9 protein-coding genes and 2 pseudogenes are annotated in these 15,343 nt (G+C 59.8%); 9 read left to right on the top strand and 2 right to left on the bottom strand.

Annotated features, from left to right (window positions below; all coding sequences use genetic code 11):
- Positions 1 to 4 precede the first annotated feature (4 nt).
- Both QFW87_RS20470 and QFW87_RS20465 read right to left on the bottom strand, forming a co-directional pair.
- A complete protein-coding gene (locus QFW87_RS20470) occupies positions 5 to 1,978 on the bottom strand; it encodes a MacB family efflux pump subunit (protein WP_283188717.1) in 1,974 nt (657 codons plus the stop codon).
- Positions 1,979 to 3,151, bottom strand: coding sequence for an efflux RND transporter periplasmic adaptor subunit (locus tag QFW87_RS20465; protein WP_283181053.1), 1,173 nt, complete (start codon positions 3,149 to 3,151; stop codon positions 1,979 to 1,981).
- Positions 3,152 to 3,528: 377 nt separating this feature from the next.
- On the opposite strand from QFW87_RS20465, the gene QFW87_RS20460 reads away from it, so the two are divergent.
- From QFW87_RS20460 to QFW87_RS20420, 9 genes and pseudogenes are all read left to right on the top strand, one after another.
- Positions 3,529 to 4,011: a sigma-70 family RNA polymerase sigma factor gene (locus tag QFW87_RS20460; RefSeq protein WP_282378534.1), complete on the top strand. Its 483-nt coding sequence runs from the start codon at positions 3,529 to 3,531 to the stop codon at positions 4,009 to 4,011.
- Positions 4,012 to 4,133: 122 nt separating this feature from the next.
- Complete coding sequence (locus QFW87_RS20455) at positions 4,134 to 5,471, top strand: SidA/IucD/PvdA family monooxygenase (RefSeq protein ID WP_283188716.1); 1,338 nt, start codon at positions 4,134 to 4,136, stop codon at positions 5,469 to 5,471.
- Positions 5,472 to 5,513: 42 nt separating this feature from the next.
- Positions 5,514 to 5,991, top strand: a pseudogene (locus QFW87_RS20450) (cation transporting ATPase C-terminal domain-containing protein); the annotation flags it as partial.
- Positions 5,992 to 6,154: 163 nt separating this feature from the next.
- Positions 6,155 to 6,568, top strand: coding sequence for a response regulator (locus QFW87_RS20445; protein WP_283188715.1), 414 nt, complete (start codon positions 6,155 to 6,157; stop codon positions 6,566 to 6,568).
- 115 nt (positions 6,569 to 6,683) lie between these two features.
- Positions 6,684 to 7,310 (top strand): response regulator transcription factor, encoded by a 627-nt coding sequence (locus tag QFW87_RS20440; protein WP_283188714.1) that lies wholly within the window; start codon positions 6,684 to 6,686, stop codon positions 7,308 to 7,310.
- Between the two features lie 12 nt (positions 7,311 to 7,322).
- Positions 7,323 to 10,541, top strand: a complete 3,219-nt coding sequence (locus tag QFW87_RS20435) for a transporter substrate-binding domain-containing protein (RefSeq protein ID WP_283188713.1) — start codon at positions 7,323 to 7,325, stop codon at positions 10,539 to 10,541.
- 392 nt (positions 10,542 to 10,933) lie between these two features.
- Positions 10,934 to 12,946: pseudogene (gene sbnA, locus QFW87_RS20430) on the top strand (2,3-diaminopropionate biosynthesis protein SbnA).
- Entirely contained in the window at positions 12,940 to 14,721 is a 1,782-nt protein-coding gene (locus QFW87_RS20425) for an FAD/NAD(P)-binding domain-containing protein (RefSeq protein WP_283188712.1), read from the top strand. The pseudogene sbnA and the gene QFW87_RS20425 overlap by 7 nt, the downstream one beginning before the upstream one ends.
- A complete protein-coding gene (locus QFW87_RS20420; RefSeq protein WP_129437132.1) occupies positions 14,718 to 15,332 on the top strand; it encodes a glutathione S-transferase in 615 nt (204 codons plus the stop codon). Before QFW87_RS20425 ends, QFW87_RS20420 begins: the two co-directional genes overlap by 4 nt.
- Positions 15,333 to 15,343: the final 11 nt, after the last annotated feature.

The raw sequence follows: 15,343 nt of genomic DNA, 5'->3' as shown, positions 1-15,343 counted from the left end.
GAGATCATTCACTGGTAAGGGCCGTGACCGGGTCGAGTCGGGCAGCTTTGCGGGCCGGCATGAAGCCGAAGACAACACCGGTGACCAGGGCGCAGCCGAAGGCGCCGAGCACCGCTATCAAGGAGAACGCCACGGCGACTTCGCTGAGGATCAGTACGCCGCCAACGATCAGCGCCAGGGCGATCCCGGCGAGCCCGCCAACTACCGAGAGCATCACCGCTTCGGTGAGGAACTGGCGCAGGATGTCGCGTTGGCGGGCGCCGGTGGCCATGCGGATGCCGATCTCACGGGTACGCTCGCGCACGGTCATGAGCATGATGTTCATCACACCGATGCCGCCCACCAGCAACGAAATCGCGGCAATCGAGCCGAGCATCAGCGACAGCGTATTTTGCGTGCGTGCCTCGGCCTGAATCATCGCCGCGTTGTTGGTCAGTTCGAAATCCTTTTTGCCGTTGTGCAGGCGCAGCATCAACTGCTCGATGGCTTTTTCCGTCTCTTTGACCTTGCGCGCATCGGCGGCGGCGATGGCCACGTATTCGGGGTTGTGAGTGCCGAACAGTCGGACACTGGCGGCGGAGTAGGGGATGGCGATGCGGTCGTCGCTGTCGGAGTCACCGGAGCTGGCGCCTTTTTCCGCGAGCACCCCGACCACCTGGAATGGCACGTTCTCAATCAGGATGTACTGGCCGATCGGGTTGGCGACGTCCTTGAGCAACTTGGTCCGCACCTTGTGGCCGATGACTGCGACGGCCGCCGCGTTGCGTTCATCGTCCTGGGTGAAGTAGCTACCTTCCACCACCGGCCAGTTGAAGATCGCCGGGAAATTGGTGTCGTTGCCGCCGACGTAGCTCAAGTGGTCGAGGTTGCCAAAACGCACCCCGGCCTCCTGGCCGTTGACCGGCATGATCCGTGTCACTTGCGGCAGGCTTCCCACCGCCGCGACGTCATCCAGGGTGACGATGCCCAGCGGCGTTCGCGGGTTCGGTGACGAGCCACTGAGGTAAATGATGTTGGAGCCGAACGCGCCCATTTGCGCCATCACCTGACGCTTGCTGCCTTCACCGACGGCCAGCATGACCACCACCGACGCCACGCCGATGATGATCCCGAGCAAGGTCAGTGCGGTGCGAAAGCGGTTGATCCACATCACCCGCCACGCAGCTTGCACCGCATCGACCAGTTCACCTTTCCAGGCGCCAGTGGCTTCGGCGCCTTCGGTCAGGCGCTTGCGTAAGTCCACCGCTTGCAGCGCGCCATGGCTGGCTGAGGTTTGTGCTTCGGGGTTGTCCCGGGCGCTGTCGCTGATGATCAGCCCGTCGCGAATTTCGATGATGCGTTTGGCCCGGGCCGCGACTTCGCGGTCGTGGGTAATGAGGATCACCACGTGACCCTGGCTCGCCAGTTCGTCGAGCAGGGTCATGACCTCGGCGCCGCTGTGGCTATCGAGGGCACCGGTGGGTTCGTCGGCGAGGATGATGTGGCCGCCGTTCATCAAGGCGCGGGCGATGGACACCCGTTGTTGCTGGCCGCCGGAGAGTTGGTGCGGACGGTTACCGGTGCGCGAGGCCAGGCCGAGGCGGTCGAGCAGGGCGGCTGCGCGGGCGTGGCGTTCGGCGGCCGGCAAGCCTGCGTAGATGGCCGGCATCTCGACGTTTTCCTGGGCCGAGCCGGACGGGATCAGGTGATAACCCTGGAACACAAAGCCGAAGGCTTCGCGGCGCAACCAGGCCAGTTCGTCGCTGTCGAGTGCGGCGACGTTTTCCCCGGCGAAGCGATATTCACCCGAGGTCGGGCGGTCGAGGCAGCCGAGGATGTTCATCAGCGTCGACTTGCCGGAGCCGGAGGCACCGACGATCGCCACGAATTCCCCGGCATGGATCGACAGGTCGATGCCGCGCAGTACGTGAACTTCCGGTGAATCGCCGCCGCCGTAGGCTTTGCGGATGTCGTGCAGGTCGATCAGGGGCGTCAGCATTCAGCCGCCACTCCCGTCGGCCGGACCGATCAGCAGGTGATCACCTTCCTGCAAGCCGTCGAGGATCTGCACCCGCAGGCGATCGCTGATGCCGGTGCGCACGTCGCGCTGCTCGATGCGGCCGTTTTTGGCGACGACTTGTGCCGTCTGGTTGTCCGCTCCAGTGCCGGCTTGCAGGGCCGCGATGGGCGCGGTGAGGACGTTTTTTGCCTGCTCGGCGACGAAGAAGACTTGCGTGGTCATTTCCGCCATCAGCGCGTTGTCGGCGTTGTCGACGTCGAGCAATACGGTGTAGAGCACCACGCGAGCGCTGCCACTTTTGCTCGAACTGGACGGGTTGCCGCCGCCCTGGCTGGTCTGGTCCAGCGGCTTGGGCGGCACCGGCAGAATTTGCCGCACGGTGCTGTTCCAGCGACGGTTGCCGCCGCTGAGGGTGGTGAACCAGGCCGTCATACCGGGTTTGACGTGACCGATATCGGCTTCCGACACCTCGGCCCAGACGGTCATCGGCGACAATTTGGCAATGCGCAGAATCAACGGTGTTTGTTGCTGAGCATTGAGGGTCTGGCCTTCACGAGCGTCGAGCGCGACGACGGTTCCGCTCATGGGTGCATAGATTCGCGTGTAGCCGAGTTCCGCCTGATCACTGCGCAGGCTGGCCTGGGCTTGGCGGATCTGCGCCTGGAACATGTCGATGCGGGCCTGGGTGGCGCGCAGTTCGGCCTCGGCGGTCTGCACGTCTTCTTCGCGGGTGGCGCCACCGGCCTTGAGGTTCTGCTGACGCTGGAATTTCTGCCGGGCGAGGTCGTGCTGCGCCCGTTGTTCCTGCAGCTGCGCCTTGAGGTTTTCGATGGAGAAACGCCCGGCGTCGAGTTTGGCCTGTTGCGTGGACGGATCGATTTCAACCAGCAACTGGCCTTCCTTCACCACATCGCCGACTTCCACGTGGATCTTGTGGATCTGCCCGGACGCCTGGGCACCGACGTCGACATAACGTCGAGGTTGCAGGGTGCCCAAGGCCGTGACGCTGCTTTCGATGTCGGCGCGGGTGACCTGAACGGTGGCGAACTGGTCTCGACCGGGCGGGATGATCTGCCAGGCGGCGACGGCGATAACGGGGATCAGACAAAGTGCTACAAGCAGGGCGCGTCGGGTCTGTCGGGGACGTTTCATGCAGGGTTCCGGCCAATGAATATCGGCCCGTCGTTCAATCTGTGCGCAAAAACGGGCGACAGAGACGGGGAGCTGTCTTGTAAACGAGGAAGGTACCGGGGAATTTAGCTGTCGACACAATCAAACTGTGGGAGCGGGCTTGCTCGCGAAGAGGGCGTGTCAGTCGACATAAAAGTTGAATGGCACACCGCTTTCGCGAGCAAGCCCGCTCCCACAGGTTCAAGACTATTTGTCGGGCAAGGTGAAGCAATACTTTAAATCTATATGAGAATTACTATAAATTACGCACCTCGAACTGCCACTATCGTGCCACTGCCCATTTCGGCGGTCGACGATCTGGCTCAAGGATAGAAACCGCACCCCTGCGGCCGGGAGTCATGTTGGAAAACTACTATCGCGAGCTGGTGTGCTTTTTGAACGCCAAGCTGGGCAACCGTCAGGTGGCCGAAGATGTGGTGCATGACGCTTATCTGCGGGTATTGGAGCGGTCCAGCGACACGCCGATCGAGCAGCCTCGGGCGTTTCTGTATCGCACCGCGCTCAACCTGGTGATCGACGACCATCGGCGCAATGCCCTGCGTCAGGTCGAATCGCTGGAAGTGCTCGACAACGAAGAGCGCTACTTCACCCCATCCCCTCATCACAGCCTCGATCACGGTCAACGCCTGGAGATGCTCCAGCGTGCATTGGCGGAATTGCCACGGTTGTGCCGCGAGAGTTTCCTGCTGCGCAAGATCGATGGCCTGTCGCACCCGGAGATCGCCCAACACCTGGGCATTTCCCGGGCTCTGGTGGAGAAACACATCGTCAATGCGATGAAGCATTGCCGGGTGCGGATGCGCCAGTGGGACGCCCATTGATCCCTCCTCGCTAAATTTTTTTTCATTGTCCTCGTTCCTACTCAACAGACGACCTGCTGTCCTGCATCAGGTCACTTAGGCTTATTCCCCTTGTTGAGGGGTTCATCCAGAGGACACTGGAAATGACACAGGCAATTGCATCGCCCATCGTTCACGACCTGATCGGCGTCGGTTTCGGCCCTTCGAACCTGGCGCTGGCCATCGCTCTGCAAGAGCGCGGGCCGAGCCAGGGCGAGCTGGATGTGCTGTTTCTCGACAAGCAGGCCGACTACCGCTGGCACGGCAACACCCTGGTGACCCAGAGCGAGTTGCAGATCTCCTTCCTCAAGGACCTGGTGACCCTGCGCAACCCGACCAGCCCGTACTCGTTCGTCAATTACCTCAAGCACCACGGCCGTCTGGTGGACTTCATCAACCTGGGCACCTTTTATCCGTGCCGCATGGAGTACAACGATTACCTGCGCTGGGTCGCCGGGCAATTTGAAGCGCAGAGCCGCTACGGCGAAGAAGTGCTGACCATCGAGCCGGTGCTGCACAACCAGCAGGTCGAAGCACTGCGGGTGATCTCGCGCGATACCCAAGGTCAGCAGCACGTTCGCACCGCCCGTTCGGTGGTGGTCAGTGCCGGCGGAACACCGCGCATTCCCGAAGCCTTCAAGGCGCTCAAGGGTGACAGCCGGGTGTTCCACCACTCCCAGTACCTGGTGCAGATGGCCAAGCAGCCGTGCGTGAACAACCAGCCGATGAGCATTGCGATCATCGGCGGCGGGCAGAGCGCGGCGGAAGCGTTCATCGATCTGAACGACAGCTTCCCGTCGGTGCAGGTGGACATGATCCTGCGTGGCTCGGCCCTGAAGCCGGCGGACGATAGCCCGTTTGTCAACGAAGTGTTCTCGCCAGAGTTCACTGATCTGGTGTTCCAGCAGGCGAGCAGCGAGCGCGAGCGTCTGGTCAACGAGTACCACAACACCAACTATTCGGTGGTGGACATCGACCTGATCGAACGCATCTACGGCATCTTCTATCGCCAGAAAGTCTCGGGCATCGCGCGCCATGCGTTCCGTACCCTGACCACCATCGAAAAAGCCACCGCCACCGAGCGCGGAATCGAGTTGGCCGTGCGCAACAACGCCACCGGCGAAGTCACGGCCCGTCATTACGACGCCGTGGTGCTTGCCACCGGTTATGAGCGCCAGATGCACCGCAAACTGCTGGCGCCGCTGGAGCAATACCTGGGGGATTTCGAAGTCGATCGCAACTACAAACTGATCACTGACGAGCGCTGCAAGGCTGGCATTTATATGCAGGGCTTCTGTCAGGCCAGCCACGGTTTGAGCGACACCTTGCTGTCGATCCTGCCGATTCGCGCCGATGAGATTGCCGGTTCGTTGTATGACCATGGCAAGGCACGTGGGCATGGCCGGTCGGTGATGGATTTACTGTTGGCGACTGCCAGCTAAGATTTTCGGCGCCTGTAATGGCGCCTTCGCGAGCAGGCTCGCTCCCACAAGGAACGCATCGTGCGTTTGTTCAAGGGCAACGGTCATGTGGTCGGTTTCATGGGCGACGGCATCCGCCAACATGCTCAAGTACATCAAAATGACCGCCAGCTCGAACTTCGACATCACCACGTTTGCCTTGATGTGGTACGTCTTCGACGCCAATACCCCGGACGATCAAACCCTGTTCCAGTCCGGCTGGTTCGTGGTCGGGCTGCTGACCCAGACGCTGATCGTGCACATGATCCGCACACCGAAAATCCCGTTCCTGCAAAGTCGCGCAGCGATGCCACTGATGGTGATGACTGGAATCATCATGGTCGTTGGCATCTACCTGCCGATGGGAGCGCTTGCGCACTACTTCAAATTACAGGCGCTGCCGTCGCTGTACTTCGTGTTCCTGCCGGTGATTTTGCTGGCGTACATGGGCCTGACGCAGGCGGTGAAAGGATTTTTTATTTGCCGGTTTGGCTGGCAGTAATGCTGCCAAATGTAAGAAGAACTGTGTTCGGACGGTTTTTGGACTTTAACTTCCCAAGTTACCGGACAAGAGCGCGGTTTTTAGGAAAAGTCCTACAGAAAGCTCGACGGGTCTTCCGTAGCCTTGCGCCCTCACGAATCTGACACTCTCCTGGGGGCCCACGTTGTCGAACAAAGCCTTACGTATCCTGATCGCCGACGAGTTGCATTTTCACCGCATGAAGGTCGAGCGACTGTTCAATCAACTCGACTACTACCGGATAGCACCGGTACACAGCCTTGAAGAGCTGTTGACCCTGGTCGAATACGGTTGCGAGCCATTTGATCTGGTGGTCATGAATGCCTCGCTGGCAAGCGGGGCGTTAAACCTGTTCGATTTTTTTCTTGATAACCAACAGGTTCATCACGCCTTGATCTATGACGTTCAGCAGGCGCAACTGCCTCCCATTCCTGCCTGCGTTCAACAGATGGTTGAGGTGAGCCACGCAATGCTGCCTGATCTGGCATCCATTCAGCGGCTGATGGCGATCATCGATCCTAGTCTACCGTTTGTCGGCACTGTCATTTCTGTCAGGTAGTTGCGCCCGGGTTTCCATGCAAAGGTCTTTGCGCAGCCAGTACGTTCAACCGGGCCGGGCCGAGCTTATGGGCATTGGTTGCTCAATCGTCGTTTTTGTTGCACAGGGAGTTGCCATGAAGTCAGTGCTGATTGTGGACGATCATCCGGTGGTTCGCGCCGCAGTCAAAATCATACTGGTGCAGGAGGGTTTCAAGCAGATATACGAAGCGGCGAGTGGTAATGAGGTCTTGCCGAAGATCCGCGAACACAAGCCTGATCTGGTGGTACTGGATCTGCTGATGCCCTCGCTCGACGGGCTGGATGTACTGGCGCGGATCAAGACCAGTGGGGTGCCCTGCCGAGTACTGGTCTTCACGTCCCAGGAACCTATGTTTTATCAGGATCGTTGCATACACGCCGGCGCAGCTTCCTATGTCGCCAAGACCAATGATTTGCAGCATTTGCACAAAGCCGTGCAAGCCGTGATGGCCGGTTACACCTATTTCGCCCAGCTACCCTCGGCGTCGGTGTCGCTGAACTCGATACAACTGAGTGAAAAACAGTTGATCGATAAACTCTCCGACCGGGAACTGACGATCTTTCAGCATCTGGCCCGGGGCATCAGTAACAAGGCGATCGCTGAAATCATGCACTTGAGTCACAAGACCGTCAGCACCTACAAGACCCGTCTGGTTGGAAAACTCAACGTGGAATCGGCGGTGTATCTGAGGGATTTTGCCAAGCGTAATCACCTGATCTGAGTGAGCCCGATCATGCGCGATTATTTGTGGGCTCTGTTGCTGTTCTGTGGACTGGGGGCCCCGGTGACGGCGGCCGATGAGCCAACGCTTTTGCATGTGCTGGGGCGTTCCGCGGTGGAGGGGTATCAGGTCCAGCTGGATGAAAAAGACTGGCAGTGGTTGCGTGGCAAACGAGTCTTGCGCCTCGGGGTGTCGGGGCCGGACTACCCGCCGTTCGAGATCACGCGTAACGTTGATGAGCTGGAAGGCATCACCGCAGACTATGCCGCACTGTTGGGGCAGCTGTTGCACGTAAAAATCGACGTGCTTCGTTATCGCACGCGCGAGGCGGCCATGGATGCGCTCAAACGCGATGATCTGGATCTGCTCGGCACGTCCAACAACTTCGAGGTGGCTGACCCCGAGCTGACCCGATCCAGTGCCTATGCCGAAGATCAGCCGATGCTGGTTACCCGCCTGGACGACTGGATGCCCGTCGACCTCGCGGGCAAACGCATCGCCATGGTCGATGACTATCTGCAGGCGCAGACTGTCGAAGCCTTCTATCCCGATGCGAGCTTGCAACGCTACCCCTCGGCACTCGACGCGATCGGGGCGGTGGCGTTCGGGCTCGATGATGTGTACCTCGGGGACTTCATCAGCGCCAATTACCTCATCAATAACAACTACCTCAGTAACGTACGCCTGGTGGGACCTTCCGGCCTGGACGCCAATCCGTTCGGCTTTGCCTTCAGCCGGGGTAACCCACGTCTGAAAAGCATTGTCGATAAGGCTCTGGCGACGATTCCCATGGATCAGCGCACGGACATCGAACAGCGCTGGAGTGCCGGCAGAGCCAACATGGCGGGTCAAGAGCGAGTACGTTTGAGCGCCAGTGAACAACGTTGGCTGGATCAACATCCGACGGTGGAAGTCGGTGCCATCGAGAATTTTGCACCGCTGACTTTTTACGATGCCCAGGGACAACTCAGCGGGTTGACTGCGCAATTGCTGACGCTGATCAGCCAGCGCAGCGGCTTGACCTTCAAGGTGCAGCGGGGTAACTCCCTCGATCAGCAGATCCAGCAACTCAAGGACGGCAAGATCGACGTGTTACCTGTGGTCACGCCCAGTATCGAACGCGAAGTCGAACTGCGTTTCACTCGGGCCTACTTGAACAATCCGTTTGTACTGGTCAGTGCGACCCCCCCGGGAAGCCCAAGGACCCTCGATGACATGGCTGGTAAACGCCTGGCGATTTATCGCGGTCATCCGTTGCTCGGGTTCATCCGCGCTCGGGCGCCCAATGTACGTCTGGTCGAAGTGCAGAGTCCGGCGCAGGGTATGGAATGGGTGATCAAGGGCCAGGCCGACGGGGCAGTCAGCTCATTGATCGTGGCTCGGTATCTGATCACCCGGCAATACCGCGAGCGTCTGCGGATCAGCAGCACCGTGGGTGATGAACCGGCGCGTATCGCTCTGGCCACCAACCGAGGTGCGCTGGAGTTGCACTCGATTCTGAACAAGGCACTGCTGAGCATTTCGCCCCAGGAGATGGATGAGCTGTTAGCCCGCTGGAGCAATGATGTGGTGATCGATGACAGCTACTGGCTGCGTCATCGCCAAGGCATTCTTCAGGCGTTTGCCGCTGCGGGCGCTTTGCTGTTGCTCGCACTGGCCTGGATTGCCTGGCAGCGTCGGCAGATCACTCAACGCCAACAACTGCTCGGGCAATTGCAGGATGCCAAGAACGCCGCCGACGATGCCAACCGCGCCAAAACCACCTTTCTGGCGACCATGAGTCATGAAATCCGCACACCGATGAATGCCCTGATCGGCATGCTCGAACTGGCGCTGAAGCGAGCGGAAGAGGGCTTCACTGATCGCTCCGCCATCGAAGTGGCATCCAATGCCGCGCAGCAATTGCTGGCGTTGATCGGCGACATCCTGGACATCGCCCGCATCGAGTCCGGGCATTTGTCGCTGACCCCTGAGCGGGCCAATCTACGCACGCTGGTGGAGTCGGTGTGCCGGGTATTCGAAGGCCTGGCACGGCAGAAGAACTTGCAGTGGCGGGTCGAATTGGCCGAACACAGCGATCGTGACGTGTTAGTCGACCCCACGCGCTTCAAGCAGGTGCTGTCCAATCTGCTGAGCAACGCGATCAAGTTCACCCGTGAAGGTGAGGTGAGTCTGACACTGCGAGTAGAGCCCGGGGTGTCGGGGCATCTGGCAGTCAGTGTGCGTATTGAGGACAGCGGCATCGGTGTCAGTGTGGTCGATCAGCAACGACTGTTCAGCCCGTTCGTGCAGGCCGGTAACGGCCAGCAGTCAGGCCACAATGGCTCCGGCCTGGGACTGGTGATCAGCCGCACTCTGTGCGAAATGATGGGCGGCCGATTGCAGCTCGACAGCGTCCTTGGGCTGGGTACGCAGGTCGACATCAGCCTTGATCTGATTGCGTTGCAACCGTTGGCCTGCTGCGAGCGGGCCGATAGCGGATTGCAGGTGGCCACTCGGCTGCTGAGGATTCTGGTGGTCGACGACTACCCGGCCAATCGATTGTTGCTCTCACGGCAGTTGAGCTACCTGGGGCATCAAGTGCTGGAGGTTGAGGATGGCGAGCGTGGTCTTGTGACGTGGCGCGAGCATGAGCTCGATTTGGTCATCACCGATTGCAACATGCCGGTGGTCAATGGTTATGAACTGGCGGGTGCGATACGCGATGAAGAGCGCGCTAATGGCTTGCCACCCACGCTGATTCTTGGGTTTAGCGCCAATGCGCAGCCGGAGGAAAAGATCCGTTGCCTTGAAGCCGGCATGGACGACTGCCTGTTCAAACCGATCCGGCTGGCCGATTTGAGTGCCTGGCTGGCGTCCCGATTTGTGAATGAGCCGCCAGCGCCGGTTGAAGAGCAAGCAACGTCCGAGATCGACTTGACCGGCCTGGAGCTCTACGTCGGTGAAGACCGGACGCTGATCAATCAGTTGTTGCGCGAACTGGCCGCAACCAACCTCTACGATCGCGATGATCTGCTTTCAGCGCACGTCAGTGGCAATCGTCACCGCCTGCAAGACCTGGCGCACCGCATCAAAGGCGGTGCGCGGATGGTTCGTGCAAAACGTTTGATCGAGTGCTGCGAACATCTGGAACGTGCCTGCGCCGAAGGGCGCGCGACGTTGATCGACGAGGCCGTCGATCAATTGCAACACGCCATGGCACGCCTGGATCAGAGCCTCAAGCGAGACTGACGCTTAATCCCAGTGGGGCGCGATGCCTTTGGGAATGGACACGAGTATCCCCGGCTGCACTGGGGGATACACCCCAACCTTAGCTGTACTGGAAAAAACCCGAAATCTGTATCTCTCCCCGCGTAGGAAAATTCGCCAGTATTTCTACAAGCCTTGGCGAGCCGATGAATGGCTCTACTTTGCGCCCCGCAACACTCTCGACGCTTACAGTCGGCAGAGCGTAATACCTGATTTTTTGAATAGATCGGCGTCCACCGCAAGGTCACTTCCTGTCCAGCTAAAAAATCTAAAAACAAACCCAGCAGGCGAACTGCATTTACTGCTTTTCAAACATTCCAGGATGAATGCTGGCGCCCCCGTGCGCCCGGCATAAGAGACGAAACGGACGACGTATGATCAAGCAACTTATCAATGAAGATAGTTATGTGCAGATTGGGGATCTTTGCAGCGCAACGATCCAACTGAAAATCGAAGGACTGAATCCTGCCGGATCAATAAAACTCAAAACCGCCCACGCCCTCGTTACGGATCTGGAAAACCAGGGCCGGATTACCCATAAAACTCGGCTGGTCGAATCTTCGTCGGGGAATCTGGGGGTCGCGCTGGCCATGGTCTGCGCCGCCAAGGGTTACAAGTTTGTCTGTGTGATCGACCCCAATATTTCTGCGCCGAACAGAAAGCTCATGCAGGCACTGGGTGCCGAGATGATCATGGTTGATCAGCGTGACGAGAACGGCGGCTACCTTAATTCGCGCATTCGTTTGATCGAGCAAATGGTCGCGCAAAACCCGGACTACATCTGGCTCAATCAATACAAGAATCCGACCAACCCCTTCGCCCACTATCAAGCGACGTCCAGGTCCATTGCCCATAAGTTTCCACACGTGGATTACTTGTTTGTCGGCGCTGGTACGACCGGCACGCTGATGGGCTGCAAGAACTACTTCGCCGAACATCATCCGCACACCAAAGTCATCGCCGTCGATACCGTCGGCTCGGTCACGTTTGGTCTACCGGGGGGTACGCGCCATATTCCGGGGCTCGGCACCAGCCGCCTGCCGGAGATATTCGAGCCGTCCGGTATTCACGACTTCCTGTCGATTCCCGAGGAACAGACGATCAAGGTCTGCCGCTGGCTGGCGCAACGCTACGGTCTGCTCTTCGGCGGCTCCACCGGCACTGTCCTCGCGGGTATCCAGCAATGGGCGCCGAACATTCGTCCCGACGATGTCGTTGTGGCGATCTCCCCGGACATGGGTGAGCGCTACCTCGAAACCATCTATTCCGACGACTGGGTTTCCCAGCGCATCGGCGCAGCAGCGCTGCATCCACTTTTCCCAGAAATCGCTCTGGCACTTTCGGCGTAATTCCCAATGACCACTCAGACTTCGATTCAACCGTTCCACGTCATTCCCGGCGCAGTCGTCAAGGACATACTCAACGGACTTCGTCAGGAAGCCATCGAGATCGTCGCGCAGACTTACCTGACCCATGAACGCGGCGAAACCGTTAATCCCGACAGTTACTTTCTGCGTTTTCCGGCGGAACCGGCGAACCGGATCATTGCCTTGCCGGCGGCGATCGTCGACAGCGAGGGCGATCAATCGGTCTCCGGGATCAAGTGGATTGCCAGTTATCCCGATAACATCAAGTCGGGCATTCCGCGCGCGTCGGCGGTGCTGATCCTCAACGAACCGGACACTGGCTATCCCTATGCCCTTCTGGAAGGCGCGCTGATCAGCGCGGTGCGCACGGCGGCGTCGGCGGTGCTCGGCGCCTGGTGGCTCAATGGCCAACGCCGCAGCGCGCCAAGGCTGTCGATCATTGGTGGCGGGGTGATTTCCCGTAACATCCTTGAGACGTTCATCGCCGACGATTGGTCTTTCGACAGTGTCGGCATTCATGACCTCAACCTCGAATCCGCTCAAGCACTGGCCACATTCGGCGAACAACTCGGCCTGCCGGATGTGCGGCTGTTGTCGCTTGCAGACGCACTGACCGCCGACATCGTGGTGTTCGCGACCAGTGCCGGCGAGCCTTATGTCAAAGGCAGAGGGACATTCCGCCCGGGGCAGATCGTGCTGAACATCTCGCTGCGTGATATCGGCGCAGAAATCATCGAGGAAAGTTACAACTACTTCGACGACGTCACCCATTGCCTGAAAGCCAATACCTCGCCGCACCTGGCCGAGCAGAAGTATGGTCATCGCAAGTTCGTCACCGGCACCGTGGCGCAGCTGATTCGCGGCGATCTGCAAGTCGCCACGGACAAACCGCTGATCTATTCGCCGTTCGGCATGGGCATTCTCGATCTGGCGATTGGCCGAATGATCCACGACATCGCGGTCAAGGACGGTTCGGCTGTCGCCATTCCATCCTTCTTCGGGGAGGAGCGCAGATGGTGAAGGCGCCTCTGCACATCGGCCTGGTCGGCTGCGGATCGCGCGGGCTGTCGATTTTCGAACGCCTGTTGAGCCTTGCTGAAGAGCGCCCGGAGCAACCCGTCGTCATCGACATTTTCGATCCCAATGTGCTCGGTAGCGGCGCGCATTGGCCGGACCAACCGGACTACCTGCTGCTCAACACCGTTGCCGGCCAGCTCGGGGTATTCCCGGATGCGGCAGCATTCGGGAACCTTGCGGATGCGCGGGAACGATCGGGGCCGGATTTCCTGACGTGGTGCCGCGCGCAGCGGCTCAAGGTCGATCCGGACAGCGGCTTGCTCGCCGCCAATGGACGCGATGTCGAGCCGCAGGACTTCCTGCCGCGTCATTTGCTTGGTGCTTACCTGGCTGACGCCTTTGCGCAATTCTTCGCCACGGCCCCTCAGTGGGTGAGCGTGAATCTGCATCAACAAGCCGTCACGGCTGTCGAGCGCAACGAGGATCATCAGTACCTTCTGAAAAGCGCTTCAGGGGCTGCGGTGACGGTGGATCAGCTGATCCTGACGGTCGGCCACACCGGTCGCCTGCAAACTGCTGATCACAAACGCGTCGAGAACATCTATCCGCTGCCTCGCAGCCTCGATGCCATTGAGCCCGGCGAAACCGTGCTGATCGAAGGTCTGGGACTGGGAGCGATGGACACCTTGGCGGCGCTCACCTCTGGACGGGGCGGACACTACAAGCGGATGGCCGACGCCAGTCACGCCTATGAACCGTCAGGTCGCGAGCCGGTGATCTTTATTCAGTCGCGGGACGGGCTGCCGTTTCGAACCCATCCCAATGGCCTGATAGAAAATCCCCGCCACCAAGCCGTGCTGCTGACGAGTGCGCGCATCGAAGCCTTGCGCGCGAATGCACAAAACCGACAACTGGATTTCGAGCAGGACATCCTGCCGCTCATGCTGCTGGAGATGCGGGCTGCAGCCGTCGCCGTCCTGCACGGCCAATCAGGGCCGGAGCAGGTGCTGGCACAACTCAGGGCCGTCAGTGTTGCGGGCAGTCCCGGGGTTGTCGCTTGCGAAGCGTTGCTGCGCGATTACGAAGCTACCTGCGGCTCGATCAATCCGCAGGCGCTGATCTGGCACGCACTGCCCGACGACGTGACGCCTTACAACTATCACGCCTGGATCTACGACACGATCGAAGCTGACCTGTACGAATCGCGGCTTGGGCGTGGGGAATCAGCGATCAAAGCGGCCATCGAGGTCTGGCGCGATCTGCGTGACCGACTGCGCGAAGCCGTGGATTTCGACGGGCTGACCGACGCCTCGCATCGCCAGTTCTACGGCCGTTGGCACAAGGCGATCAACCGCCTCGTCGCCGGCCCGCAGAAAGAGCGCCACGCCGACCTGCTCGCCCTGTGTGACGCGGGCCTGCTGACGTTCCTCAAGCCCGGCTCACGACCTGCGATAGACAACTTCCGGCGTGTTGCCGGCTATGTCCAGGGCAGTGGCGTGACCAACAGCGACAGCGCGCCGGTGCGCGATCTCGCGCGACTGGGCCTGATCCGTCCGAGGAGCAACGAGCCGGGTATCGACGGCATCGATGTCGATGCGGCGTGTCATCCCAAGTCGATTTCGGGCGAACCGGTACGCAACATCTGGGTACTCGGCCCGCTCGCCGAAGGCTCTTGCTACTACAACCACTACGTCACCTCGGCGGGTGCGCCCTCGCGTCTGTTCATGGACGCCCATCGCGCGGCCACTGCAATCCTCCAGGCAGGTACTCCAGCATGAAACTTTTCTACCAGACGCATTCGCCCTACGCCCGCAAAGTACTGGTGCTGGCTCACGAACTCGGGATTGCTTCTAACCTGGAAGTCATCCACCACGAGACCAGCCCGACGTCGCCTAATGAGGTCATCTACAAGGCCAACCCGTTGGGCAAAGTACCGGTGCTGATGCTGCCCGACGACACGGCGCTGTTCGACTCCATCGTGATTTGTGAATACCTCGACGACCTGAGCGACGGGCCGAAACTCATCCCGGCAAGCGGCCCCGAGCGCTATAAGGCGCTGCGCCTTCAGGCCTTGGCGCAGGGCATGTGCGATGTCGGCATCAAGCTGCGTTGGGAAGTCGAGCGTCGCCCGGAGGCCTTGCGCTATCCGGCCTACGCCGACGGTCAAGCCTTCAAACTCAAAGAGGCTTACCGCTTCATCGAAGAACACGTCGACCTCAACGGCCCGATCACCATCGGCCACATTGCCCTGGCGACTGCGCTCGACTGGATTGCCTTTCGCCAACTATCGGACTTTTCCGCTCAAGCACGCCTGACCGAGTGGTATCAGACTTTTTGTGAGCGCGCGTCCATGCGGGCGACCGAGTACAGCGGGCAGACTCACGATTAAGTTAAGGAAAA

The sequence above is a fragment of the Pseudomonas sp. PMCC200344 genome (assembly GCF_030053095.1).
Lineage (GTDB): Bacteria > Pseudomonadota > Gammaproteobacteria > Pseudomonadales > Pseudomonadaceae > Aquipseudomonas > Aquipseudomonas svalbardensis.
The sequence above is the reverse complement of the archived record's forward strand: the minus strand, read 5'-3'. Positions and strand labels throughout refer to the sequence as shown.